The organism is Bradyrhizobium sp. Rc2d, assembly GCF_900099855.1.
In the GTDB taxonomy this organism is placed as follows: Bacteria; Pseudomonadota; Alphaproteobacteria; order Rhizobiales; family Xanthobacteraceae; genus Bradyrhizobium.
This window is the reverse complement of sequence record NZ_FNCU01000002.1, coordinates 289,571-309,806: the sequence shown is the minus strand read 5'-3', so window position 1 is coordinate 309,806 and position 20,236 is coordinate 289,571. Positions and strand designations below refer to the sequence as shown.

The 20,236-nt window shown below is 65.1% G+C and carries 17 protein-coding genes; 7 read left to right on the top strand and 10 right to left on the bottom strand.

From position 1 onward, the window contains the following. Nucleotides 1-189 precede the first annotated feature (189 nt). A complete protein-coding gene (locus BLV07_RS05900) occupies nucleotides 190-1,779 on the top strand; it encodes a glycosyltransferase family 39 protein (RefSeq protein WP_176945364.1) in 1,590 nt (529 codons plus the stop codon). A gap of 117 nt (nucleotides 1,780-1,896) precedes the next feature. Here BLV07_RS05900 and BLV07_RS05895 read toward each other — a convergent pair whose 3' ends face one another. Together BLV07_RS05895 and BLV07_RS05890 are read right to left on the bottom strand one after the other, a co-directional pair. Continuing rightward, nucleotides 1,897-2,925 (bottom strand): YcjF family protein, encoded by a 1,029-nt coding sequence (locus tag BLV07_RS05895; protein WP_091881072.1) that lies wholly within the window; start codon nucleotides 2,923-2,925, stop codon nucleotides 1,897-1,899. Next, complete coding sequence (locus BLV07_RS05890; protein ID WP_091881070.1) at nucleotides 2,922-4,391, bottom strand: YcjX family GTP-binding protein; 1,470 nt, start codon at nucleotides 4,389-4,391, stop codon at nucleotides 2,922-2,924. The genes BLV07_RS05895 and BLV07_RS05890 overlap by 4 nt, the downstream gene beginning before the upstream one ends. Nucleotides 4,392-4,571: 180 nt before the next feature. On the opposite strand from BLV07_RS05890, the gene trhA reads away from it, so the two are divergent. Both trhA and BLV07_RS05880 read left to right on the top strand, forming a co-directional pair. Further along, nucleotides 4,572-5,267, top strand: a complete 696-nt coding sequence (gene trhA, locus BLV07_RS05885) for a PAQR family membrane homeostasis protein TrhA (RefSeq protein ID WP_091881068.1) — start codon at nucleotides 4,572-4,574, stop codon at nucleotides 5,265-5,267. A gap of 53 nt (nucleotides 5,268-5,320) precedes the next feature. Continuing rightward, complete coding sequence (locus BLV07_RS05880) at nucleotides 5,321-6,115, top strand: SDR family oxidoreductase (protein WP_091881066.1); 795 nt, start codon at nucleotides 5,321-5,323, stop codon at nucleotides 6,113-6,115. A 170-nt stretch (nucleotides 6,116-6,285) separates the two neighbouring features. On the opposite strand, the gene BLV07_RS05875 is transcribed toward BLV07_RS05880, so the two are convergent. Then, a complete protein-coding gene (locus BLV07_RS05875) occupies nucleotides 6,286-6,747 on the bottom strand; it encodes a MarR family winged helix-turn-helix transcriptional regulator (RefSeq protein ID WP_176945355.1) in 462 nt (153 codons plus the stop codon). A gap of 75 nt (nucleotides 6,748-6,822) precedes the next feature. Here BLV07_RS05875 and BLV07_RS05870 point away from each other — a divergent pair, with 75 nt between their 5' ends. Next, on the top strand, nucleotides 6,823-7,599 hold the full coding sequence (locus BLV07_RS05870) for an SDR family NAD(P)-dependent oxidoreductase (RefSeq protein ID WP_091881062.1): 777 nt from the start codon (nucleotides 6,823-6,825) through the stop codon (nucleotides 7,597-7,599). 167 nt (nucleotides 7,600-7,766) lie between these two features. Here the strand turns inward: BLV07_RS05870 and mdlC are convergent, their stop codons facing one another. The 4 genes from mdlC to BLV07_RS05850 all read right to left on the bottom strand — a co-directional run bounded on the left by mdlC (nucleotide 7,767) and on the right by BLV07_RS05850 (nucleotide 12,684). Beyond that, a complete protein-coding gene (mdlC, locus tag BLV07_RS05865; protein WP_091881060.1) occupies nucleotides 7,767-9,389 on the bottom strand; it encodes a benzoylformate decarboxylase in 1,623 nt (540 codons plus the stop codon). Between the two features lie 145 nt (nucleotides 9,390-9,534). Then, nucleotides 9,535-10,386: an HTD2 family dehydratase gene (locus tag BLV07_RS05860; protein ID WP_091881058.1), complete on the bottom strand. Its 852-nt coding sequence runs from the start codon at nucleotides 10,384-10,386 to the stop codon at nucleotides 9,535-9,537. Between the two features lie 15 nt (nucleotides 10,387-10,401). Continuing rightward, complete coding sequence (locus BLV07_RS05855; RefSeq protein ID WP_091881057.1) at nucleotides 10,402-11,505, bottom strand: CaiB/BaiF CoA transferase family protein; 1,104 nt, start codon at nucleotides 11,503-11,505, stop codon at nucleotides 10,402-10,404. Nucleotides 11,506-11,514: 9 nt separating this feature from the next. Continuing rightward, nucleotides 11,515-12,684 carry an acyl-CoA dehydrogenase family protein gene (locus tag BLV07_RS05850; protein WP_091881054.1) on the bottom strand — a complete coding sequence of 390 codons (1,170 nt, stop codon included), beginning with the start codon at nucleotides 12,682-12,684 and terminating at the stop codon, nucleotides 11,515-11,517. A gap of 125 nt (nucleotides 12,685-12,809) precedes the next feature. On the opposite strand from BLV07_RS05850, the gene BLV07_RS05845 reads away from it, so the two are divergent. Beyond that, the gene (locus BLV07_RS05845) at nucleotides 12,810-13,730 is read left to right on the top strand and encodes a LysR substrate-binding domain-containing protein (protein ID WP_091881052.1); all 921 of its coding nucleotides are present in this window, start codon (nucleotides 12,810-12,812) and stop codon (nucleotides 13,728-13,730) included. A 236-nt stretch (nucleotides 13,731-13,966) separates the two neighbouring features. Here the strand turns inward: BLV07_RS05845 and BLV07_RS05840 are convergent, their stop codons facing one another. Further along, nucleotides 13,967-15,241 (bottom strand): cytochrome P450, encoded by a 1,275-nt coding sequence (locus BLV07_RS05840; protein WP_176945354.1) that lies wholly within the window; start codon nucleotides 15,239-15,241, stop codon nucleotides 13,967-13,969. A 180-nt stretch (nucleotides 15,242-15,421) separates the two neighbouring features. Next, entirely contained in the window at nucleotides 15,422-16,687 is a 1,266-nt protein-coding gene (locus BLV07_RS05835; protein WP_091881048.1) for a cytochrome P450, read from the bottom strand. A 388-nt stretch (nucleotides 16,688-17,075) separates the two neighbouring features. Here BLV07_RS05835 and BLV07_RS05830 point away from each other — a divergent pair, with 388 nt between their 5' ends. Together BLV07_RS05830 and BLV07_RS05825 are read left to right on the top strand one after the other, a co-directional pair. Continuing rightward, a complete protein-coding gene (locus BLV07_RS05830; RefSeq protein ID WP_176945363.1) occupies nucleotides 17,076-18,221 on the top strand; it encodes a YjgN family protein in 1,146 nt (381 codons plus the stop codon). A 3-nt stretch (nucleotides 18,222-18,224) separates the two neighbouring features. Beyond that, nucleotides 18,225-19,337: a M48 family metallopeptidase gene (locus BLV07_RS05825; RefSeq protein WP_091881046.1), complete on the top strand. Its 1,113-nt coding sequence runs from the start codon at nucleotides 18,225-18,227 to the stop codon at nucleotides 19,335-19,337. A 242-nt stretch (nucleotides 19,338-19,579) separates the two neighbouring features. Here BLV07_RS05825 and upp read toward each other — a convergent pair whose 3' ends face one another. Continuing rightward, nucleotides 19,580-20,209: a uracil phosphoribosyltransferase gene (upp, locus tag BLV07_RS05820; protein ID WP_091881044.1), complete on the bottom strand. Its 630-nt coding sequence runs from the start codon at nucleotides 20,207-20,209 to the stop codon at nucleotides 19,580-19,582. Nucleotides 20,210-20,236 lie beyond the last annotated feature (27 nt).

The window sequence follows — 20,236 nt, the reverse complement described above, 5'->3', positions numbered from 1 at the left end:
GCTGGTAACTCCGAGTCTTCGCCAAACTCCACCCTGTGGTTATGGGTCCCGGGTCTGCGCTTCGCTTGCCCGGGACGGCGGTGGCGGCCCGCATTGACTCCCCCTCCCAGGTTGGCGAAAAGCGCGGCCGTGACGACAGCCCCTGACATCACCGTGCCCCTCCGCGGCGCCGCGCGCCGGCCCTTCGTGATGGCCGCAGCGATCATCGCCGCGATGACCGTGCTGCGCATCGTCTACGCCTCCGCGATCGAGTTGCGCACCGACGAGGCCTATTACTGGACCTGGTCGAAGGAGGCCGCGCTCAGCTTCCTCGATCATCCGCCTGGCGTCGCCTGGCTCATTCGCTCCGGCACTGCGATCTTCGGCGACACCGCGCTTGGCGTTCGCTTCGGCGGCATCGTCGCGATGCTGGTGACGCAGCTGCTGCTCGCCGACATCGTTCGCCGTCTCACCCATGACGCACGAGCGATCATGATCGCGGTGCTGATGCCGGAGGCCGCGCTCTATTACGGCCTGCTGATGGCCAAGGTCGCGCCCGATGTCGCCATGATCCCGTTTGCGGTGGCGATGATGTGGTCGCTAGTGCGGCTCGCGCAAAGCGGCGATGGACGCTGGTGGCTCGCGGCCGGCCTGTTCGCGGGTCTGTCGATGCTGTCGAAATTCACCGCGATCATGTTCGCGCCCGCCGTGGCAGCTTTTCTACTCGTGCCAGATTGGCGCTGGCGTTGGCTACGCAGCCCCTATCCCTATCTCGCGGTGCTGGTCGCGACCCTCGTGTTCTCGCCGGTGCTGATCTGGAATGCGCAGCACGACTGGGCCTCGTTTCGCTTCCAGGGCGTGCGCGCCACTGCCAGTTACGGCATCTCGTTCCGCACCATCGGCGATTACATCGGCCTGCAATTCGGCCTTGTCGGCTTCGTGATGCTGCCGGTGGTGCTGACGGGCCTGGTGCTGACGGCATGGCGCGGCTATCGCACGCGCGAGCCGGTCGCGATCCTGTTGTCGACCGCGGTGCTGGTGCCGTTTCTCTATTTCTTGGTCAAGTCGATGACGCTTCGGGTCGGCGACACCTGGCCGATGTTCATGTGGCCGGTCGGCTTCGCCGCCGCGGCTGTGAACCTCGCAACGATGACGAAGGAGGGCTGGTCGGCGCGCATGCTCAGATCGTCAGCGTTCTGGGCCAGGACATCCATCACGACGGGCATCGCATTCGTCGTCATCGTGTTCCTCTACTACGTGGCCGCGCCCTGGAATCTCCTCGGCAAGATCGACCCGATCGGCGCGGAAGCCGGCTACGAGCAGGTCGCCGCGCGCGCGCAGGCCGCGCTGGACGAGACCGGCGCGACCTGGATCGCCACCACGGACTATCGCACCTACGCCATGATGCGCTGGCTGTTCAGGGGCCGCGTGCCCGTGGTCGAGCTCAACGAGCGCGGCCGCTTCCAGGATTTCCGCGATCCCGGCATGGATCGGATCAAGGGCCAAGCCGGCATCTATGTCGGGCGGGAGCCGGACAATCGATCATCGATGTGGGAGAACATCCCGGCGAAACGCGAGCCGCTTGGCCAGGTCGAGCGCCGCTGGCGTGGGCGCGTGATGGACACCTATGTGCTTGAGAAGCTCACCGGCTGGACACCCGAGCTCTCGCCGCCGAAGGATTCGCCGCTGTTCCAATGGCGCGTGCTGGCGGGGGAATTCAGCGCGAGGCTCGCGCGGTTTCTCTTACCCTCCCCTGGAGGGGGAGGGTCGATCGCGCGCAGTGCGAGCGGGGTGGGGTGATCTCTCCCCTCGGGCACTGTTGGATGTGGCGAGACCGTCACCCCACCCCGTCTCACATTTCGCTCCGCTTAATGTGAGCCGACCCTCCCCCTCCAGGGGAGGGTAAGAGAGAGCGCGCTACTCCTCCTCGTCCTTCTTCCGCAACAGATCCGTCGCGAGGTCCGACAGCTTCGGCGGCGGCAGGGCCGCGAACGGCAGCGGCCGCGTGACTTCGATCGCGGCAAGGCCGAGCCGTGCCGTCAGCAGACCGTTGAGCACGCCTTCGCCGAGCCGCTGCGACAGCTTCGCGGCGATGCCGTGGCCCAGCATCTGCTGCACCAGGCTGTCGCTCGCGGCCATGCCGCCGGTGATGGCGAGATGGGCGATGACGTGGCGGAGCAGGCGGATCATGCCGAGCGCGCCGGGGCGGCCGCCATAGAGGTAGGCGAGCTGGCGGATCAGGCGCAGCGCGGCGACGAACACGAACAGCACGTCAATCGCCGCGCGCGGCGAGACTGCCGTGACGATCGAGACCTTTTGCGCCGCTGACGACACCAGCCGCCGCGCCTCCGCATCCAGCGGCGACATCAACTCGCGCTCGGCGAGCCGGATCATGTCGGCGCCGTCGATGATCTCGCCGGCATGGCTCTCCAGCGTCGCGCGGGCGCGCGCGAGCTGTGGATTCTGGTGCGCGATGTTCAGGAGGTCCTGCACGATGACGCGGCTTTCCTTGCGATCGTCACTGGCAAGCACCGCGGCGGCGCGCTGATGCAGTTTCTCGATGGTCGCGAGCCGCGCCAGCCCGAACGCCTCGCGCCCGATCACCACCGCGAGCGCAAGTGCGGTGACGAACGCGAAAGCGAGGCCGACCATGCCGAGGCTTTCGCTGCGCGCAAACAGATCCTCGATCAGACGGACGACACCGAGCCCGGTACCGAGCAGCGTCAATCCGGCGAGCCCGGACCAGAACAGCGTGCCCCAGGGAAAGCCGCGGCGCGCCGGAAGCGCGGTTTGAACCAGCACCGGCAGCGCCAGTGGATCGGGCTCCGGCGTGATCTGGATGGTGCCGCGACTGATCCGTCCCGTCTCGTCGGCTTCGGTGACGACGACACTGGGATCGTCCAGCCGGAACGTCGCGGGCCGCCGCTGCTGGGATCGCTCGTTCATGAGAGCTTGTCTCCGATCAGGAACTGCAAGGCACGGTCGAGGCGGATGTGTGGCAGGGCCGGCTCTTCCGTGCCCTCGTGCTCGAGCTTCGGCGGGCGGAAGCGCAGGAAGCGGAAATCACTCTTCTCGGCGGCTTGCGTCGAGAGCCCGCGGAACGCGTCCGTACCGTTGAACAGCGGTTCGGGATCCAGCGGCAAATCGCCTGGAAAGGTCGCAACCTCAGTGTTGCCGTCGAAGAATTCGCCGCCGGCGCTTTCGCCCGCGGCGGGCGTTCCCAGGATCGACGGCAATTTGTCGCGGCCATGCGCCACCTGCGCCTCGCGCGTGGCGCGGATGGCGGCGAGCGCCACCACGTCGATCTGCGCGCCGGTATTTTCCGCGCGCGTCACCGCGCCGGTGACCGCACGGCGTAGCACGGCCTCGAGCCGGTCGTGGCTGGAATGATGCAGATGGTCCGCCTTGGTCGCCGCGAACAGGATGCGGTCGATGCGTGGCCGGAACAGGCTGGAGAGCAACGTGCTGCGACCGATGTTAAAGCAATCCAGAATGCCGGCAAGCGCGGCTTCGAGATCGTGCAGCGCTTCGGGTCCGGAGTTGAACGCGGTGAGCGCATCGGCGAGCACGATCTGGCGATCGAGCCGCGCAAAATGATCGCGAAAGAATGGCCGCACCACCATGTCCTTGTAGGCGTCATAGCGGCGCACCATCATTGCCCATAGCGATCCCTCCGGCGCCTGCCCGCCAGCGGGCACGTCGAGCGGCGCAAAGGTCAGCGCCGGCGTGTCGGCGAGACTGCCGGGCATCAGGAAGCGGCCGGGCGGCAAGAGGCTCATCGCGAAGCGCTCGTCGCGGCAAGCGCGCAGATAATCGGTGAAGAGCTTCGCGGCCGTCAGTGTTGCCTGCTCATCCTCGCGTGCGCCGGGCTTGAGCGTTGCGAGATGCGCGTGCCAGTCCGTTGCCAGATGCGCACGCGGCGCCTCACGCGACAGCGCCAGGCTTTCCGCCGACCATTGCTCAAAATTCTTCTGGAGCAGCGGCAGGTCCAGCAGCCATTCGCCGGGATAGTCGACGATGTCGAGCGTGAGCGTGCGGTCGGCGCCGTTCGGGCGCTGATAGTCGATGACGAGGCGGAGCTCGCTGATGTCGACGGTCGAACTCGGCCAGCGCCGCTCCTCGATCAGTGCGCGCAGATGGTTCTCATAGGCAAAGCGCGGCACGGCATCATCCGGCTGCGGCGCCAGATGCGCCCGCGCGATCCGGCCCGAGGCATAGGCCTCGAACACCGGAAACCGGCCGCCGCGGGTGAGGCCGTGAATCAGCGCCGTGATGAATACCGTCTTACCGGCCCGCGACAGGCCGGTGACGCCAAGCCGCACCGTCGGATTGAAGAAATGCTCGCCATAGTCGATCAGCGCCCTCGCCGACAGCCGCGCCTCCTCGACCATATCCTGGAAACTGAATGCCATATGAACGTGGGGGACCTTGGGCGGGGAAACGCAAAATGGATTAGTCACAAAAGTGGCAACTGCCTGAGGAAAATCAAGCTTCATACTTCCACCGCCTTTGTCGGCAAATCAGCCGTTTGAACGATGCGCCGATCTCGAAAGACCCATACAAGAGGGCATTGCCACGCTTTGCGGATTGCCATGACCGTCTTCCAACTGAAACAGCTTGCATCCAGCTCCGTCCACGCCGCAGCCGACGCGATGGGCTGGAACTACGATCGCGCCGAGCTGATCGCCGACGGCGTCGTGCATGCGATCGGCGTCCTCTTCGGCATCATCGCAGCGACCGTGCTGGTGGTGCTGGCCGCGGTCTATTCCGACGCCACCGACATCGTCGGCGTCTCGATCTACGTCGCCGGCTTGATCTCGATGCTGGTGCTGTCGGCGACCTATAATCTCTGGCCGGTGTCGCCGGCAAAATGGCTGCTGCGGCGGTTCGACCATTCCGCGATCTACCTGCTGATCGCGGCGACCTACACGCCGTTCATCCTGGAAGTGAAGGACAGCGTGTTCGCGCTGGTGCTGCTTGCCGGCGTCTGGTGCGCGGCGATCCTCGGCATCGTGCTGAAGCTTCTTTATCCCGGCCGGTTCGACCGGGTCTCGGTCGGCATCTATCTCGCGATGGGCTGGAGTGGCATCATGATCTACGACGCCGTCGTCAGGGCGTTGCCCTCGCTGGTGCTGGGCTTCATCCTTGCAGGCGGCCTGCTCTACAGCTTTGGCGTGATCTTCCACGCCTGGCGGCGGCTGCGCTTCCAGAATGCGATCTGGCACGGCTTTGTCTTGGCCGGCGCGGCGTGTCATTATACCGCGGTGCTCGACCTCGTGTTGAGCTAAGCAAGCCGCGAAGCGGTATAAGAGACGCGGTCCAGGACAAGAGGAGACGTCGCATGCAGGTGACTGGCAAGGTCGTGGTCGTCACGGGCGGCGCCAATGGCATCGGCAAGGCGCTGTGCGAGGCTTTTCAAGGGGCGGGTGCAGCCAAGGTCGTCGTCGCGGACATGGACGCCGCCAATGCGAGGGCGGTCGCGGCCATGGTGGATGGTGCCGCCTTCAAATGCGACGTCGCGCAGGAAAAGGACATTGCGCACGTCATCGAGGAGACCGAGCGGCAGTTCGGCCCGATCGAATTGTTCTGCTCCAATGCCGGCATCGGCGGCGGCTTCGATCCGATGTCGGAAAATGCCGGCGGCGCCTCCGACGAGCCGTGGCAGCGCAGCTGGGCCATCCACGTCATGGCCCACGTCTATGCCGCGCGGCATCTGGTTCCGCGCATGAAGGCGCGCGGTGGCGGCTATTTCCTTAACACCATCTCGGCCGCGGGCCTGTTGTCGCAGGTCGGCAGCCCGGCTTATTCGACGACAAAGCACGCCGCGGTCGGCTTTGCCGAAAATCTCGCGATCTCGCACAAGGCCCACAACATCAAGGTCTCGATCCTCTGCCCGCAGGGCGTCGACACCAACATGCTGCGCTCGATCCCGAAAGGCCCGCAATCCGGCGACGGCGATCTGACGCCGGAGCAGGTCGCGAAAGACGTACTCGCCGGCCTCGAACAGGAGACGTTCCTGATCCTGCCGCACCCCCAGGTGCTCGGCTACATGCGCAAGAAGACCGAGAACTACGACCGCTGGATCGGCGGCATGGCCAAGATCCAGGCGAAGATGCGGGAGGAGTTCGGGAAGTAGGGAGGGAGTGCCGCAATTTCGGTGTCGTCCTGGCGAAGGCCAGGACCCATACCGCGAGGTCTACCGATCTAGCCGCGATAGGAGTACCGAACGGCAAGTCTTCGCCAAACTACTCCTTGGGGTAATGGGTCCTGGCTTTCGCCAGGACGACGATGGGGCGAGCTGCACGGCTACGCCGCACTCCGTCCCTCCTCCTCCATCCGGCTCTGCCTGAGCGCCCGCGCATAGAGCATCATCCCCTCGCGCACGGTGCGCTGCTCCGCCTCCGTCAGCGCGGCCAGCGCTCCGCTCACCTGCTGCCGGCCGAACGCGTGCAACGCCTCCAGCGTGCGCCGTCCCTTCGCCGTCAGCGACAACAGCTTGCTGCGTGCATCAAGCTCATCAGGCGTTTCCCTGAGCTCGCCGCAGTCGATCAGCTTGCGCACCAGGCGGCTGACGCTGGATTTCTCCAACCGCAGGAAATCGCCGAGCTCTCCCGAGGTCATGGGCCCGCGGATGCCGATCTCGAGGATGGTGTGCACCGCCGACGGCGGATAGTCCGATGCCGCCACCGTCGCGTCCATGAAGCCGAGCTCGCGCACCATCAGGCGCGAGGCGGCGCGGATGTCGTCGATCAGCGAAAGCTCGGCCATCTTGACTCCCGGCATATAGTTGTATCATACAACTATATGCGTGCAACGGCGCGCGCAAGCGTTGTGGAGTGAGCCATGAGCGGAACTTTGCCGGCGGGGATGCGGATGAGGGGCAAGGTCTGCCTGATGACGGGCGGTGGCAGCGGCATCGGCCGCGCCACCGCGCTGCGGATGGCGTCCGAAGGCGCAGAAGCGATTTTTGTCGCGGGGCGGCGCGAGGCCGAGATCGAAGCCACCGCCGCGGCATGCAGCGAACTCGGTGCGTTGGCCATTCCGGTCAAGACCGACATCACGCGAGAGGACGACGTCGCGCGCCTCGTCAGCGCGGCCGTGACGCGTTGCGGCCGGCTCGACGTGGCTTTCAACAATGCCGGATTCCAGGAGCGCCGCGCGCCGCTGGAGGAGCAGGGCACGGAGATCTACGACAGCGTGTTCGACACCAATGTCCGCGCGCTGTTCCTGTGCCTGCGCCATCAATTGCCTGTTATGCTGGGGCACGGCCGCGGCAGCATCGTCGTCAACGCCTCCGTCAGCGGCGTGCGCAATCCCAATCCCGGCTTCTCGCTCTACTCGGCCTCCAAGGCCGCCGCGATCTCGCTGACGCGTTCGGCCGCGATGGAGAATGCCCCGCGCGGCATCCGCATCAACGCCATCGCCCCAGGCCGCGTCATCACCGACATGATGCTACGCGCCGGCGTCGGCGATGTCGCAACCGTGAGCGCCGGCCTGCCGCTGCGGCGGATGGGGAGCCCAGAGGAAGTGGCGGAGGCGGTGGTGTGGCTGGCGTCGGACGCGTCGTCGTATGTCGTCGGGCATGTGCTCGCGGCTGATGGGGGATTTTTGGCGTCGTAATTCTTCGGGGGGCGAGACTGCTTCCGCGCGTCGTCCTGGCGAAAGCCAGGACCCATTACCCCAGGAAGTCGTTGTCGTGTGAGATCGTCATGACCAGCCATTCGCCAAATGGCCTGCGGTGGTAATGGGTCCTGGCTTTCGCCAGGACGACGATGTGGCCGACGCCCCTAATGCTTCTGCCCGTACAGCACCGGCACCGCTGAATCCACGACGACCTCGACGAGGCAGGTGCCTGCATGTGCCATCCCGCGTTTCAGCGCTTCGCCCAGCTCCGCCGCCTTGCTCACCCGCACCGCATGACAGCCCATGCCTTCGGCGAGCCGCACGAAATCGATCCCCGGCAGTTCCAGCCCTGGCACGTTGCGCACCTGCATCACCTGGCTGAATGAGCGCATGGCGCCGTAGCCGGAATTGTTGATGACGACGACGGTGAGCGGCAGCTTGCGCTGCACGGCGGTCCATAGCGCCTGGATCGAATACATCGCCGAGCCGTCGCCGATCAGGCAGACCGTGCGTTGCTTCGGCTTGCCGAGCGCCATGCCGACCGCGGCGGGCAGGGAGTAGCCGAGCCCGCCGCTCGCCATCGTGTAAAAACTGTCCTGGCCGCGCATCGGCATGAACTTTTGCATCGCCGGCCGGTGCGACGGCACCTCCTCGACGAGCGACGCGCCCTCAGGCATCGCCTGCGACAACGAATGCAGCAGGAAGTCGACCGGCAGCGGATCGGCGGCTTGCGGCGGCGGCGGCAGCGTGCGGCCGTTCGGCGTTGACCGCTTGCTCTCTGGCAAAAGGTCGAGCAGCAGGCTCAGCGCCGGCTTCATGGTGGCGATGATGCTGGTGCCGACCGGCGTCACCGCCGCCGCATCCGGATCATCCGTGATCTGGAAGATCGTCGCGCCGCCGTCGAAAATCGCGGCATGGCCCTCGACATGGAAAGTGAACACCGGCGCGCCGATGACGACCACGAGATCGTGCTCGCGTAGCGCATCGGACAGCTGCGCGGGCGACGCATGCAGGAAGCCCGCGAATTGCGGATGCCGCTCGGGAAACGAGCAGCGAGCCGAGAACGGGCTGACCCAGACGCTGGCCTTGGCCTTCTCGGCGACGCGCACAATCAGGTCGACCGCGCCGGCGCGGTCGACGCCGGGGCCGACCACGAGGGCAGGGTGCTTGGCCGAACCGAGCGCAGCAACCAGCGCCTGCATCGCATCAGGTTCGGGTCCGATCTCGCGGCTGACCTTGCGCGCCTCGATGGGAGCTGCCGCATGCGCCCAGTCGTCGATCGGAATCGACACGAAGGTCGGCCCGCACGGCGGCTGCATCGCGGTGTAATAGGCGCGCGCGATCGCGGCCGGCACGTCCTCGGGCCGTGCTGGCTCGACGCTATATTTGACGTAAGGCCGCGGAAACTCGGAGGCGCGCTCGGCATAGAGGAATGCCTGTAGCGGCAGGATCGAGCGCGCCTGCTGGCCCGCGGTGATCACGAGCGGTGTCTGGTTGCGATGCGCGGTGTAGATATTGCCGAGCGCGTTGCCGACGCCGGCGGCCGAATGTAGGTTGACGAAGCCGGCATTGCGCGTCGCTTGCGCGTAGCCGTCGGCCATGCCGACCGCGCTGGCTTCCTGCAGCGCCAGGACGTAGTCGATGTCATCGGGCCAGTCGCTCAGGAACGGCAGTTCGGTCGAACCGGGGTTGCCGAACACCTTATTGATACCGAAGGATCGCAGCAGGTCGAGAGTCGCCTGCTTCACGGTGACGGATTTGCTGCCGGTCTTGCCGTTCTTGGACATGGTTCCGTCCCTTGTTGTTTAGCGAAGGTAGCAGCCCCGCACTCGTCATTGCGAGCGAAGCGAAGCAATCCAGGCTGTCGCCGCGGTGGCAGTCTGGATTGCTTCGTCGCTTCGCTCCTCGCAATGACGAGGAGGCCGCGGTGGCCTACCACACCGCCGTCCCCTTCATCGTCGGCTGCCCTTCCGCGTTCGCGGTCCACAGCTCCATGCTCTCGCCGCTGTCATTCGCGTTGATGGAGAACTCCGTGCCTTCGAACAGCGGCTGCACACCGCGATAGGTAAACTTCTTCGGCGCCTTGCCGTCGCGCAAGCGGGCCGCCATCTCGACGATCAGCGCCGCCTGCAACGGCCCGTGGAAGATCAGGCCCGGATAGCCCTCGACCTTGGTGACGTAGTCGCGGTCGTAATGGATGCGGTGGCCGTTGAAGGTCAACGCGGAGTAGCGGAACAGCAGCACGGGATCGGAGACATGGGTCTCGCGGTGCTGTGCCTTCGGAGGCTGGGGCGGAGCCTTTGCGGGCGCCGGCGCGCTGCTCGTCATCTCGCGATAGACGATGTCCTGCCGCTCGCGGATAGCGAGCCCGCGCGGCGAAGAGATGCTGTGCTCGACCGAGACGAAGCACAGCGTGCCGGTCGAGCCTGATTTCACCTGCACGTCGGCAATATGCGACGTCCGCGTCGATTCGTCGCCGACGCGCAGTGGCTGCAAAAATTCGATCTCGCCGCCGGCCCACATCCGGCGCGGCAGCGGCACCGGCGGCAGGAAGCCGCCGCGGGTCGGGTGACCGTCGGGGCCGAGCATCGACATCGGAAACACCGGCTGCGCCAGGCACCAATGCACCGCGAACGGTGCGGCATCGCCGGTCTTGGGCTCGCCGACCTCCTGGAACAGCGTCGCGCGCAGGCCCTTCACGAGCTGCGCGGTGACGATGTCGGTGGCCTCCGTGCTGCGGCCGATCCATTGCCGCAAGTGATCGATGTCGAGCTTCTCGGTCATGACGCCTCGCTCTTGTTATTTCCTGGATTGGGGACGCTCGCCGATGGCGGGCACAGGGCCGTAAGAGCGCATCTCGCCGACGATGATCGGAGCCGGCGCGGGATAGCTGACGCGGCCGTTCGGCGTGTCGACCTCGATGCGGCGCAGATGCGGATGGCTGGTGAGGTCGGCCATGGTGTTGACCTCGGCAAAGGCGATGTCGGCGTCCGACAGCCGCTTGAGAAGCTCGTCGCGGGGCATCTTGCCAAAGATATCTGCGACCGTCTTATCGGTGAAGTCGCGGTTGCGCACGCGCTCGACCATGTTGGCGACGCGCGGATCGCTCGGCAGATCCGGCTGGTCCAGCACCTTCGCGCACAGCGTCTTCCACTCGCGCTCGCTCTGGATCGAGATCAGGATGTCCTTGCCGTCTTTCGAGGTGAACACGCCGTAGGGCGCGATCGAGGGATGGCGCAGGCCCATGCGCTTGGGCGGATTGCCGGCCTCCGAGTTGAGCAGCGGCACGGTGCACCAATCCGCCATCACGTCGAACATGGAGATGCGGATGTCGGCGCCCTTGCCGGTGCGCCCGCGTGCGATCAGCGCCTCCAGGATCGCCGCATGTGCGGTGGCGCCGGTTGCGACGTCAACGATCGACATGCCGACGCGCGAGGCACCGTCGGGATTGCCGGTGATCGAGGCGAGGCCGCTCTCGGCCTGGATCAGGAGATCATAGGCCTTGCGATGCGCGTAGGGGCCCTCATCGCCATAGCCGGTGATGGTGCACGAGATCAGCTTGGGATAGTCCTTGAGCAGCCGCTCGCGCGAAAAGCCGAGCTTGTCCATCGAGCCCGGCTTGAGGTTCTGGATCAGCACGTCGGCGCTGGCGATCAGCTTCTCCAGCTCCGCGCAGCCTTCTTTCGTGGCCAGATCGACCACCGCCGATTGCTTGCCGCGGTTGAGCCAGACGAAATAGCTGCTCTGGCCCTTGGCCGCCGCGTCATAGCCGCGGGCGAAATCGCCCTCGGGCCGCTCGATCTTGATCACTTCCGCGCCGGCATCCGCCAGCCGCGAGGAGCAGAACGGCGCCGCCACCGCCTGCTCGACCGCAATCACCCTGATCCCGTCAAGTGCTCCCATGGCGCGACCTCAGTACGAGCGGGGCATGCCGAGCACGTGCTCGGCGACATAGGACAGCACGAGATTGGTCGAGATCGGCGCCACCTGATAGAGCCGCGTCTCACGGAATTTGCGCTCGACGTCATATTCCTCGGCGAAGCCGAAACCGCCATGGGTCTGGATGCAGGCATTGGCCGCTTCCCAGGACGCATCGGCCGCGAGCATCTTGGCCATGTTGGCCTCCGCGCCGCAATCGAGCCCGGCCTCGTATTTGCGCGTCGCTTCCTTCACCATCAACTCGGCCGCACGCATCGAGGCATAGGCCTTGGCGATCGGGAACTGGACGCCTTGATTTTGGCCGATCGGACGGCCAAACACCGCGCGCTCCTTGGCGTAATTGGTGGCCTTCGCGATGAACCATTTGGCATCGCCGACGCATTCGGCCGCGATCAAAATGCGCTCGGCATTCATGCCGGAGAGGATGTAGCGAAAGCCCTTGCCCTCCTCGCCGATCAGATTCTCCGCCGGCACCTTCATGTCGGTGAAGAACACTTCGGTGGTGGCATGGTTCATCATGGTGCGGATCGGGCGGATCTCCAGACCGTTGTTCTTGGCCTCGCGCATGTCGACGATGAACACCGAAAGCCCATCCGTGCGCTTCTTGACCTGCTCCTTCGGCGTGGTGCGGGCGAGCAGGATCATCAGGTCGGAATGCTCGGCGCGGCTGGTCCAGATCTTCTGGCCGTTGACGATGTAGCTGTCGTTGCCGTCCTTGCGCGCGAAGGTCTTGAGCGAGGTGGTGTCGGTGCCGCTGGTCGGCTCGGTGACGCCGAACGCCTGCAGGCGCAGTTCGCCGCTGGCGATCTTCGGCAGATACTTTGCCTTCTGCTCGGCATTGCCATGCCGCAGCACCGTGCCCATCGTGTACATTTGGGCATGGCAGCCGCCGCCATTGCACCCCGCGCGCTGGATCTCTTCGAGGATCGCAGCCGCGGCGGAAAGCTTCAGCCCCGCGCCGCCATATTCCTCGGGGATCAGCACCGAGAGATAGCCGGCCTCGGTCAGCGCATCCACGAACGCCTTGGGGTAAGCCATCTCGCGATCGAGCTTGCGCCAATATTCGCCGGGAAACTGCGCGCAAAGCTTGGCGACGGCTTCGCGGATGTCGGCGTAATCTTCGCTGTGGTGTTCTTGACTCATGGCGTTTCCAATTCTTAGCGGCAGTTAAGATAACGCCGGCCAATCCTCTGGCGTTGTGAAAACAACGCCAGCCCCCTATGCTCATTTGTTATAGCGTATGAAGTAGCCTTCCAGGATTGGCAAGCATGGATTTCCGGCAGCTCAGGACCTTCAGTTGCGTGGCGGAGCTCGGCAGCCTGTCCAAGGCGTCCGACACGTTGCGCGTGGCGCAGCCGGCGCTGAGCCGCCAGATCAAGCTCCTGGAACACGAGCTGCGCACCGATCTTTTCACGCGCAACGGCCGCGGCATGGTGCTGACCGAGGCTGGCCGCCTGCTGCTGGCACGCACCTCCGGCATCGTGCGGCAGATCGACCAGATCCGCGACGACATCCAGTCGGCCAAGGGCCCGCCGTCCGGCCAAGTCGTGCTCGGCCTGGTTCCGACCGTGAGCTGCGTGCTGTCGGCGCGCTTTGCGCGGCGCTGCGTCGAGAAATTTCCAGGCATCTCGCTGCGCATCGTCGAGAGCTACAGCGGCCATCTGGTCGAATGGCTGCATCGCGGCGAGATGGACCTTGCCATCCTCTATGGACGCTCGGCCGATCTGCATCTCAATGTGCAGAGCTTGGGGCGCGACAACATCGTCGCGGTTGGTCCGCGCGGCTGTGGTCTCGCGCGCAAAAAGAGCGTCGACATCGGCTGGCTGCTGCGGCAGCGGCTGGTGCTGCCGAGTCATTCCCACGGCCTTCGCGCCCTGATCGAGCACGCGGCCGCCCAGCGCAAGATCAAGCTCGACGTCCAGTTAGAAGCGGATTCGTTCCGCGTGCTGACGAGCCTGGTCGAGGAAGGCCTCGGTTTCGCGCTGCTGCCGCCCTCGTCGGTCCACGGCGAGGTCGCAGACGGGCGACTGGAGACCGCGCCCGTTTCCAAGCCGATGACGCGCGAGCTCATTTTCGCTTCTCCGATCGATCGTCCGGCCTCGACGGCCTCGCTCGCCATCACCGCGCTTTTGCGCGAGGAGGTCGCCGCCTGCCGCAAGGAAGGTGTGTGGGACATCAGGCTCGCTTGAAGCGCCAGCGCCGAATTCTCAGAGCGATTTAGGGCACAAGCCCGCAGCCGGCCCTTCGCATCTTGAGCGAGCTGTCATGCCGGAATTTTATAGCTGGCGGGCGTCAACGCGCCGCGGCTACGAGTGTGCAAAACCTCGTCATTGCGAGCGCAGCGAAGCAATCCAGGAATTCCTCCGCGGCGGCAGTCTGGATTGCTTCGTCGCAAGAGCTCCTCGCAATGACGGAGGATGAGGGCCTACCCCGGAATCCGCACCGGCAGCGACTCATACCCCTTGATGAAGCTCGAATAGATCCGCTTGGGCTCGCCGACCACCTCGATACGGTCGAACCGCTTCAGCATCTCCTCCCAGACGATGCGGAGCTGGAGCTCGGCGAGGCGCATGCCGACGCAGCGGTGGATGCCGAAGCCAAAGGAAAGATGGGTGCGCGGGCGCGGGCGGTCGATGATGAAATCGTTCGGCTTCTCGAACATCTCCTCATCCCGGTTGCCGGAGACGTACCACATCACGACGCGGTCGCCCTTGCGGATCGGCTTGCCCCCGATTTCGGTGTCGGCAAGCGCGGTGCGCCGCATATGGGCCAGCGGCGTCTGCCAGCGGATCACCTCCGGCACCATGGAATCGATCAGCGCCGGGTTGGCCCGCAACTTGTCGTACTGCTCGGGGTTCTCATTCAGCGCCAGCACCGAGCCGGTCATGGTGTTGCGCGTGGTGTCGTTGCCGCCGACGATGAGCAGGATGATGTTGCCCATCAAATTGTCGGGGTCCATGAACCGGGTGGCGTCGTTATGCGCCATCAGCGACAGCAAATCGTTGCGCGGCGCCGAGTTGACGCGCTCGTTCCACAGCTTCGACATGTAGGCATAGCACTCGTCCATCTCGCGGCGGCGCTCTTCCGCCGAGGCGACGATGCCGCTCTTGGGCAGCGCGGTCGAGACGTCGGACCAGCGCGTCAGCTTGCGCCGCTCCTCCCAGGGGAAGTCGAACAGGGTCGCCAGCATCTGCGTCGTCAGCTCGATCGAGACGCGCTCGACGAAGTTGAAAGTCTCGTTGCGCGGCAGATTGTCCAGCACGGTCTGCGAGCGCTGCCGGATCAGTTTTGCCAGCTCGTCGAGATGCTGAGGGGTGAACATCGGCGACACCGTCTTGCGCTGCGCCGAATGCCGGGGCTGGTCCATGGCGATGAAGCTCGGCCAGTCGTAGCCTTCCGGCACGTCGCGGATCGAGATGCCGCCGAGCGTCGAGTCCGAGGAGAAGATGCCGTGATTGGTGTCGACATGCATGATGTCGTTGTACTTCACCACCGACCAATACGGCTCGATCGGCGCGTTGGTGCAGTAATGCACCGGCTCTTCCTTGCGCAGCCGCTCGAACCACGGCCACAGCGTGTCGTCCTGGAACAGCCGGGGCGCGCCGGGATGGAATTGCGCCAGCGGCGTCGCATAGGCCTCCTCGCGGGCCCTGCGCATGCGTTCGGCCTTGTCCACCTTAACCGGCGCTTGGATGTTCATCGTCGTGGCTCCAGTTGGTTCTCTTTCTTTGCCTCTCCCCGCTTGCGGGGAGAGGCCGGATTGCATCAAAGATGCAATCCGGGTGAGGGGGACTCTCCGCGAGTCCGTTTCTCAGCGTGCTCGCGGAGAGAGCCCCTCACCCCGACCCTCTCCCCGTAAGGACGGGGAGAGGGAGTTAACTCACGCCGCAATCCTGACCGGCAGCGTCTCCAGACCCTTCACGAAACTCGAATAGACCCGCTTGGGTTCGCCGACCACATCAATATGGTCGAAGCGCTTGAGAATTTCTTCCCAAATAATCTTGAGCTGGAGTTCGGCTAGCCGCAGGCCCACGCAGCGGTGGATGCCGAAGCCGAAGGAGAGGTGGGTGCGCGGGCGGGCGCGATCGATGATGAAATCGTAGGGCTTCTCGATCGCCGCCTCGTCGCGGTTGCCCGAGACGTACCACATCACGACCTTGTCACCCTTCTTGATCTGCTTGCCGCGGAACTCGAAATCGGAGAGCGCCGTGCGCCGCATATGCGCGAGCGGCGTCTGCCAGCGGATCACCTCCGGCACGAAGCTGTCGAGCAGATCGGGGTTTTGCCGCAGCTTGCGATACTGCTCCGGATGCTGGCTCAGCGCGAGAAGCGAGCCCGACATGGTGTTGCGCGTGGTGTCGTTGCCGCCGACGATCAAAAGGATGAGATTGCCGAGGAAGTTCTTCGCATCCATGTCGCGCGTAGCAGTGCCATGCGCCATCATCGACAACAGATCGCTCTTCGGCGGCTGGGCGATGCGCTCTTTCCAGAGGCGAGAGAAATACGCCGCGCATTCCGTCAGCTCGGCCTGCCGCTCGTCTTCGCTCGCAACAAGGCCGTCAGGACCGGGAATGGTGGTGGCGATGTCGGACCAGCGCGTCAGCTTGCGGCGGTCCTCCCAGGGGAAGTCGAACAGCACCGCCAGCATCTGCGTGGTGAGCTCGATCGAGACGCGGTCGACCCAGTCGAACGCCTCGCCACGCGGCAGGTTGTCCAGGCACTCGGCCGAGCGCTTGCGGATGTTCAGCGCGAGATTGTCCAGATGGGTCGGCGTGAACATCGGCGCCACGGTCTTGCGCTGCGCCGCATGCCGCGGCGGGTCCATCGAGATGAAGCTCTCGCGGCGCAGGTCCGGATCGATGTCGCGGATGGTAATGCCGCCGAGCGAGGAGGCCGAGGAGAACACCGAATGATTGGTCTCGATCTCCATGATGTCATTGTAGCGCGTCACCGACCAATACGGCCCGAACATCGAGTCCTTGCAATAGTGCACCGGATCTTCCCGGCGCAGGCGGTCGAAATAGGGCCAGAACGTATCGGTCCTGAACAATTCAGGATCGCCCGGGTCGAACTGCTCCAGCGGCAGCGACGTGGCGCGTGCGCGAAGTGCGTCGAGCGTGGCCGCGCTCTCGATGGTCCCATGCATGACCGCTCTCCCTGTGGTGAACCGCGCGTTCTCGTTGAATTCTGCGCTGCGGTATTTGATTTGCAATTACAGCCGGTTGTCTGCGCCGGAGCAAGGGAGAGTTTGCCACATCCAACCTTTGCGGGAGGTGCGTAGCCTGGATGGAGCGCAAGCGTAATCCGGGGTTCGGGCCGCCACGACCGCTGACCCGGATTGCGCTGCGCTCCATCCAGGCTACGGGACGACAGATTTGCAACGTGATCCCCATCACGCCTCTAACGGCGGAATCGTGCAAGAAACCAACTGGAATCGGGGTAAATCGAACCCGGTCATCTTGGGGATCGACTAACCTCTGATCTATAGTTTGACCGTAACAGATGCGCACCCCGAGGTTGCCGCCGTGAACGACATGCAATGGGCCCCCATCGGCTCCGAACCCGTCCCGCCGCCGCTGCCACCCACGCGGGTCGATTTCACCGGCAACCGCTCCGAGTTCCGCAAATTGGTCACCAAGGGGGCCATGCTCGAACTCGTCACCTTCGGCTTCTACCGGTTCTGGCTCGTCACCGACATTCGCCGTCATCTGTGGACGAACACCGCGGTGGACGGCGATGCCGCCGAATACACCGGACGGGCTAAGGAGCTCTTGGTCGGCTTCCTGTTCGCGCTTGCGATCTTGATGCCGATCTATCTCGCTTATTTTCTTGTCGGCATCGAGTTCGAGCGCTGGCAGGGCTTTGCCTCGACGCCGCTCTTCATCGCCTTCTACGCCTTCGGCCAATTCGCGATTTTTCGCGCGCGGCGCTATCGCCTGACGCGCACGGTCTGGCGCGGCGTGCGGTTCTGGATGGACGGCTCGGGCTGGGCCTATTCGCTCCGCGCCATGCTGTGGGGTGTGCTGGTGTTCCTGACGCTCGGCCTGGCGCTGCCCTGGCGCGAGGCTGCGCTCGAACGCTACAAGATGCAGCACACCCATTACGGCGATCTCACCGGCGATTTCGAAGGCGACGGCTGGACGTTCTTCAAGCGCGGCTGGTGGCTGTGGCTGCTCAGCCCGATCGCGCTGCTGATCTTCCCACTCGCGCCGTTCTTCTATGCCGAGTTCAAGGCGCGCGAATGGCGCTGGTGGCTCGACGGCATCCGCATCGGCGGCGTCAGCCTGTCCTCGCGCCTGCCCCATGACGCCTTCTACGGCCTGTACTGGAAGGTGATCGGCTGGTGGATGCTGCTCACGACCGCCTTCGCGGCCTACATGGGCGGCGGCGCTTTTCTCGTCGTCACGTTGACCGGCGTTCCGGCCGAGGAGGTGTTCGGGGCTGGCAATGCTGCCAAGAGCATCCCGATGGTTGTGATGATGGTGATCGGCTATTTCGCGCTCGCCCTTGCCGTCAACATCGTCATGCGGGTCTATCTTCAGCGCGATCTCTGGGCCAAGGTGCTGGAGACCGTCGAGGTGCACAACATCGCGGCCGCGGCGGATGTGCGCGGCAGCGGAAAGCTCGCCAGCGCGCTCGGTGAAGGCTTTGCCGATGGACTGGATGTTGCAGGATTTTGAGCTGTGAGTGAGTTGTCTGCCGAGGCCCCGGCGCAGTCCGTGAAGCCGACGATCTTCTTCGACGGCGTCTCGAGCCGCAGGCGTCAGGTGATGCTGTCGCTCGGGGACGTGCTCGAGATCGCCGAAGACGGCGAAGCGCCGGTTCGCTGGGCCTATGCCGAAATCCGTCGTGCCGACGGCCCAGAGGGGGTTTTGCGCTTGGCATCGACGTCAGCGCCGCCGCTCGCGCGGCTCGAGATCCGTGATGCCGCGCTTGCAGCGGATCTCACCGCGCGATGCTTGCGCCTCGACGAGCACCAGACCTCGCGCCGCGGCGTCGCAAAGATCGTGGGCTGGTCGGTGGCCGCCGCCGTCTCCATCGTCTGCGTCGTCCTGTTCGGTGTGCCGCTCGCCGCCGACCGGCTCGCGCCGCTGGTGCCGAAACCGATCGAGCGACGCATTGGCGATGCGTCCGAGGTCCAGGTCAAGACCATCTTCGGCCGCAGAGTGTGCGAGGACCCCGCGGGCAAGGCCGCATTCACAAAGCTCGTCAACCGCCTCCGCGATGCCGCCGGCCTCGATGACGATTCCACGACGGCAGGCGTGCTGCCGAGCCCGGTGCCGAACGCGTTCGCGCTGCCGGGCGGCAAGGTGTTCGTGCTGAAGGGCCTGCTCGACAAGGCCGAAAGCCCCGACGAGCTCGCCGGCATCCTCGCGCACGAGCTCGGCCATCTCAAGCATCACGACAACATGCGCGGCCTGATCTACAACGGCGGCACCTCGTTCCTGATCGGCCTGCTGTTCGGCGACGTTACCGGCTCCTCGGCCGTGATCTTCGCCTCGCGCAGCGTCGTCGAAGCCTCCTATTCGCGAGAAGCCGAGACCGGCGCCGACACTTTCGCCATCGAGATCATGCATGCGCTCGGCCGCTCGCCAAAACCCGCGGCCGAGCTGATGTTCCGCATCACCGGCAGGGAAGGCGGCTCTGGTCTGACAAATATCCTCGCCAGCCACCCGCTCACCGAAGACCGCCTCGCGCGCATGACCAGGGAAGATCGTCCCGCCAGCGGCCCGCCGCTGCTGACGAACAAGGAGTGGCAGTCGCTGAAGGGCATTTGCGGCAGCGGGAAGATCTGAAGCAGAATGAGCCTTGCTTGAATTGGTGCGAGCCCAGAACTCGAATCACCTCTCCCGTAGGGAGAGGTCGGATCGCATCGAAAGATGCAATCCGGGTGAGGGGTTACAGTCTCACTGAGCGCCGTGGCCCTCACCCGGATTGCTCAGGCGCGCAATTGCGCGCCATAGCAATCCGACCTCTCGCCGCTGGGGAGAGGTAAGCCACGGACAGCCGACCGAACCTAACATCATCGTGCTCTGAACTACCTCGTCCCGTAAGCGCGGTCGCCGGCGTCGCCGAGGCCCGGCAAAATAAAGCCGTTCTCGTCGAGGCCTTCGTCGACCGCGGCGGTCCAGATCGGTACGTCCGGATGCAGACCTCGCAGCCGCTCAAGTCCTTCCGGCGCGGCGATCAGGCAGGCGAGGCGGATATCCTTGGCGCCGCGCTCCTTCAGCCGGTCGATAGCGGCCACGGCCGTATTGGCCGTGGCGACCACCGACGTCACGACGATCGCCAGGCGCTCGCCGAGATCGGACGGCGATTTGAAGAAATACTCGACCGCGGCAAAGCTGTGCGGCTCGCGGTAGAGCCCGATATGGGCGACGCGCGCGGTCGGCACCAGGTCCATCATGCCGTCGACGAAGGTGGTGCCGGCACGCAGCATCGGCACGAACACCAGCTTCTTGCCGGCGATCTTGGCCGAGTGCATCCGCGCCAGCGGCGTGTCGACCACGACGTCCGTGAGCGGCAAATCGCGCGTCACCTCGTAGCAGAGCAGCATGCCGATCTCCTTGATCAGCTCGCGAAACGACTTGGTCGAAATGGACTTGTCCCGCACCAGCGTCAGCTTGTGCTGCACCAGCGGATGATCGACGATCGTGACGCCTTGCATGATGGGATGCCTTTCTTCCTTCTCCCC

Bases quoted from the DNA above. Each gene is read 5' to 3' on its own strand.
- BLV07_RS05900 (WP_176945364.1), top strand. From the start codon at position 190: ATGGCCGCAGCGATCATCGCCGCGATGACCGTGCTGCGCATCGTCTAC.
- BLV07_RS05895 (WP_091881072.1), bottom strand. From the start codon at position 2,925: ATGAACGAGCGATCCCAGCAGCGGCGGCCCGCGACGTTCCGGCTGGAC.
- BLV07_RS05890 (WP_091881070.1), bottom strand. From the start codon at position 4,391: ATGGCATTCAGTTTCCAGGATATGGTCGAGGAGGCGCGGCTGTCGGCG.
- trhA (WP_091881068.1), top strand. From the start codon at position 4,572: ATGACCGTCTTCCAACTGAAACAGCTTGCATCCAGCTCCGTCCACGCC.
- BLV07_RS05880 (WP_091881066.1), top strand. From the start codon at position 5,321: ATGCAGGTGACTGGCAAGGTCGTGGTCGTCACGGGCGGCGCCAATGGC.
- BLV07_RS05875 (WP_176945355.1), bottom strand. From the start codon at position 6,747: ATGGCCGAGCTTTCGCTGATCGACGACATCCGCGCCGCCTCGCGCCTG.
- BLV07_RS05870 (WP_091881062.1), top strand. From the start codon at position 6,823: ATGAGCGGAACTTTGCCGGCGGGGATGCGGATGAGGGGCAAGGTCTGC.
- mdlC (WP_091881060.1), bottom strand. From the start codon at position 9,389: ATGTCCAAGAACGGCAAGACCGGCAGCAAATCCGTCACCGTGAAGCAG.
- BLV07_RS05860 (WP_091881058.1), bottom strand. From the start codon at position 10,386: ATGACCGAGAAGCTCGACATCGATCACTTGCGGCAATGGATCGGCCGC.
- BLV07_RS05855 (WP_091881057.1), bottom strand. From the start codon at position 11,505: ATGGGAGCACTTGACGGGATCAGGGTGATTGCGGTCGAGCAGGCGGTG.
- BLV07_RS05850 (WP_091881054.1), bottom strand. From the start codon at position 12,684: ATGAGTCAAGAACACCACAGCGAAGATTACGCCGACATCCGCGAAGCC.
- BLV07_RS05845 (WP_091881052.1), top strand. From the start codon at position 12,810: ATGGATTTCCGGCAGCTCAGGACCTTCAGTTGCGTGGCGGAGCTCGGC.
- BLV07_RS05840 (WP_176945354.1), bottom strand. From the start codon at position 15,241: ATGAACATCCAAGCGCCGGTTAAGGTGGACAAGGCCGAACGCATGCGC.
- BLV07_RS05835 (WP_091881048.1), bottom strand. From the start codon at position 16,687: ATGCATGGGACCATCGAGAGCGCGGCCACGCTCGACGCACTTCGCGCA.
- BLV07_RS05830 (WP_176945363.1), top strand. From the start codon at position 17,076: ATGCAATGGGCCCCCATCGGCTCCGAACCCGTCCCGCCGCCGCTGCCA.
- upp (WP_091881044.1), bottom strand. From the start codon at position 20,209: ATGCAAGGCGTCACGATCGTCGATCATCCGCTGGTGCAGCACAAGCTG.